The 4,337-nt window shown below is 28.2% G+C and carries 3 protein-coding genes and 1 pseudogene; 3 read left to right on the forward strand and 1 reads right to left on the reverse strand.

Going from position 1 to position 4,337, the window contains the following annotated elements; genetic code table 4:
* Positions 1–381: 381 nt before the first annotated feature.
* The 3 genes from obgE (at position 382) to C6B38_RS09230 (ending at position 3,045) form a co-directional block, all read left to right on the forward strand.
* Positions 382–1,686, forward strand: a complete 1,305-nt coding sequence (obgE, locus tag C6B38_RS09220; RefSeq protein ID WP_105299405.1) for a GTPase ObgE — start codon at positions 382–384, stop codon at positions 1,684–1,686.
* A gap of 2 nt (positions 1,687–1,688) precedes the next feature.
* The gene (gene nadE, locus C6B38_RS09225) at positions 1,689–2,438 is read left to right on the forward strand and encodes an NAD(+) synthase (protein WP_105299406.1); all 750 of its coding nucleotides are present in this window, start codon (positions 1,689–1,691) and stop codon (positions 2,436–2,438) included.
* Positions 2,439–2,553: 115 nt separating this feature from the next.
* Entirely contained in the window at positions 2,554–3,045 is a 492-nt protein-coding gene (locus tag C6B38_RS09230) for a lipoprotein (RefSeq protein ID WP_105299407.1), read from the forward strand.
* On the opposite strand, the pseudogene C6B38_RS09235 reads toward C6B38_RS09230, so the two are convergent.
* Positions 3,037–4,337: pseudogene (locus C6B38_RS09235) on the reverse strand (spiroplasma phage ORF1-like family protein); the annotation flags it as partial. The gene C6B38_RS09230 and the pseudogene C6B38_RS09235 sit on opposite strands and share 9 nt — an antisense overlap.

Genomic DNA, 4,337 nt, shown 5'->3' on the forward strand with positions numbered 1-4,337 from the left:
ATTCCAGTAGCATATAACATTTTATCAAATCCAACCAAAAGATTCCAGTAGCATATAACATTTTATCAAATCCAACCAAAAGAAAAGAATATGATAAAAATAACTTTTTATCTCCTGTTGATGCTTCACCAGTTACTGATTTTACAATTTTTAATAATAAGTTATAAAGAATTAGAGATTATTAAGTTAAGAAACGCAAAGATAACATTTTAGGTTTAAATTATTTTGTTCAAAATGTAATGGGTTCAGATGGTATGAAATTTCAAAAACAATTGTTCTGTTGGTTTTAACAGTGTTGAACAGAGGGAGATGTCAAATTAATTCTTAAATAGTTTATTAAGTGCACTGAATGATGATAATACAACGAGAAAAGGGTATATAATGAAATTTATTGATGTTGCAACAATTAAATTATTTGCAGGAAAAGGCGGTGATGGTGCCGTTGCTTTTCATCGTGAGTTATATGTTCCAAAAGGAGGCCCTTCGGGCGGTGATGGTGGTAATGGTGGAAGCATTATTTTTGTTGGCGATGAAGGAATGAATACATTACTTGATTTAAAATATCAAAGAGAAATTAAAGCAGTTGATGGTGAAAATGGAAGCATTAAAAATATGCATGGTAAAAATGCTGCTAATAAGTATATTAAAGTTCCGTTAGGTACTTTAATTTATAATAATAAAACAAATAAAATTATTGGCGATATTACTACTCATCAGCAAGAAATTGTCTTAGCAAAAGGTGGCCAAGGTGGTCGTGGCAATGCTCGTTTTGCTAATTCTAAAAATAAAGCGCCAACTATCTTTGAAGCTGGTGATTTAGGCGAAACATTAGAGATTCGTTGTGAATTAAAAGTTTTAGCTGATGTTGGTTTAGTTGGTTTACCTAATGCTGGTAAATCAACTTTATTAGCAAAAATTTCAAAAGCTAAACCGCAAATAGCTGATTATCCATTTACAACATTAACCCCGCAATTAGGAGTTGTACAAGATCAAAACCATCATAGTTTTGTTGTTGCGGATTTACCAGGATTAATTGCTGGCGCAGCAGCAGGTAAGGGGCTAGGCCATGATTTCTTACGGCATATTGAACGTTCTAAATTGATTATCCATGTCTTAGATATGTCAGGAAATTATGGAACAGAAGATGTTTATCAAAATTATTTAAATGTTAAAACAGAATTAAAAAAATATAATTATAAATTGGAACTACGACCAGAAATTATTGTAGCAAATAAAATGGATCTTGACATTGCAGCAAAAAATTTAATTAAATTTAAAACCCAAATTCCAACTACCGAAATTATTGAAGTTAGTGGTTTAATGAATCAAAATTTATCATTGTTAATAAATCACATTGGAACAGTTCTGACAAAAATTAAGGATAATAAAGCATTATGGCAATTAGACGAACCAGTATCAACGGAAGAAGATTATAAAGTATATAAATATACCACGCCAATTGAAGAAGAGGTGGAAGTTGTTAATCTTGGCAATGGTGTTTGAAAAGTATCGGGAGCAGCGGTTTATCAAGCTTATCATAAAACACCAATTACAACTTATGATAATTTATTATTATTTAATAAAAAATTACAAGATTTAAAAGTTTTTGAAAAGTTACGAGCAAAAGGAGCAAAAGCAGGAGATATTGTTCGCATTTTTGATTACGAATTAGAATGGGATGGATAATAATGAAAGAATTAAACCAATATTTAAGTTATTTAGTAAAATGAATTAAATCAGAAGTGACAAAAGCCCACTGCCAAGGGGTTATTGTCGGTTTATCAGGTGGAATTGATTCGGCTGTTGTTAGTTTATTAGCAAAACAAGCTTTTCCTGAGCAACATTTAACAGTTATAATGCCTTGTCATTCTGACTATTTTGATCAAGAATGTGCACAGTTGTTAGTTAATAATCATCAATTAAAAAATCATCTTGTTGATTTAACAGGAACATATGATAATTTAATTGCAACATTAGCTTTGCCACCTCATCAATTATCATTCGCTAATATAAAGCCACGGTTACGAATGACAACCTTATATGCTTTAGCACAAAGTCACAATTATATGGTTTTAGGAACGGATAATGCTGATGAATGACATGTCGGATATTTTACTAAATATGGTGATGGTGCTGCTGATTTAGTCCCTATTATTCATTTACTAAAATCGGAAGTTCAGCAAGCAGCACAATTATTAGGTGTGCCATCAGCAATTATTTCACGTCCACCAACAGCGGGATTATGAGCTAGTCAAACTGATGAAAAAGAATTAGGGTTTACTTATCAACAATTAGATTATTATTTACAAGGAAAATCGGTTCCAACAGCGATTGCACAACGAATTAAACAATTAAATCAAAGTTCTGAACATAAACGACATTTACCTAAAGCACCACCAAATATTTTTAGTTCGTTAATTTCTGTTAGTAAAGATTAAAATTGTTTTGCAATTAGTTTTGTAAAAATTTTTTTTTAACTAGGATTAATGTGTTTATATTTTTGATATGTGATAAGATTAATTATATATAAAAAAATAAAAAGGAGCAATCTATATGAAAAAATGACTTAGCATAATAGGAACAATCGGATTAACCGCAACAAGCACAACAACATTAATCAGTTGTAAAAAAACTGAAAAATTAAATAATAAGAACAATCCAAATACACCAAAAACACAAGAAATAAAACAAGCACAACAACCACCAGAAGGTAGTAATTGAAAATTAATTGATAGAGATAATTTTGTAAAAGAAAATAATGAAAAAAATAATAAATGATATATTTTAATTGCTAAACAAATGCAAAGTGATAATTTTTCTATTATAAAATTTAATTTTTCAAATGAGTTAATTTGAAAAGTTGGAGAACATAGAGGACATAGAATTAATAATCGTTGATATGTTTATATTAATTCACTATATCGTTGAGATGGCGTTGGTGAACCACAAATACTTACTATTGACAAAAACACTGGTGAAATTACTGATTGAAAAGAACAGAAAAGAACAAAAAGGAACTGAATAACAGTTCCTTTTTTATATTAATCGCACAAATTTCATAAAAATAATTAATAAAAAGATATTTGTTATTGTACTATACAATGCTGGATTAAATTTTCATACTTCAAATATTTGACTAAAAAAACTATATACTGTTTCAAAAACCTTACCAACACCACTCGCTAATTCATTAACTTGTTTAACACCGGGAATAGTATTGACAATTCAAATCACCGCATTTTTAATATGAGCACCAAAATCTCATCAACCCTCTGGCGTTACATATTGCACTTGTCATCATTGATTATCGGGGAACAACCCACCATTATTAATTTCTTGTCAATTATAAATCCCAAAATTAAAATCATAATATCGGTACATATCATTCTCTTTTTGTGCTTGCAATTCAAAAACATTATAACCGATTTTTTGTTCTTCATTTTTTTTTACTTTAAACCATATTTATTTTTTAAAGCACCTTCAAAAACATAACCCGAATTTGAGTTAATATTATAATTATTAGCAACCGAAAAATCATAATTAAAAACACTACCATAATTATTAATCGTATAAAACCGATTTTTAAATGCTGAATATAATTTAATATCTAATTGCTTATATTTATCCGAAAAATAAAAATATCGTGGGTAAATTTTAAAACCATTATTTACTAACAAACCATATTTTTTATTATAACCTTGAACATAAGTATTATTTTCTAAATCAAAAATCGTACGTAAATAATTAGTATAAAATTTCTGTGAAATCATAAACATACTATTTAATAATTTATCAAATTGTAATTTATCGTTAATATTTTCACTCAACAAAATATTATTAAAATTTTGTAATTTCAAAGCAAAAAAGTTAACTAAAACAGTATCATATTGTAAATTATCAATATATTCATTTTCAATAAAGGAAATACGATTTTGAAACACTGGCACCAATGCACTTGCAAAAAACGACTGTAAAAACTTAGATAAATCAAACTGACCGCTAAACTGTTGATAATACTTTAAATCTTTACTATTTAATGATGAATAAATTGAACCATTAAAATTAAAAATTTCACCCATTCCCGTTCGCATAAAACTAAAATTAAAACTTAAATCATCATTATTAATATTATTTAACTCTAAACTACCAGAAATAATTAAATTTGCTTCATCAACAGTTAAAATCATCCGATAAATTGCTTTTTTAATATTTTTAACATCCAATTCATCAACCGTCTCAAAATCAAAAATTATCCGCTTTGTACCAACCTTATTCGGATTTTCATAATCCGCACTACCACCTTGCTGAACTCTAATATTTTCTTTCAAAACAGAATA

The organism is Spiroplasma sp. ChiS, from assembly GCF_002968355.1.
GTDB classification, from domain to species: Bacteria; Bacillota_I; Bacilli_A; order Mycoplasmatales; family Mycoplasmataceae; genus Spiroplasma; species Spiroplasma citri.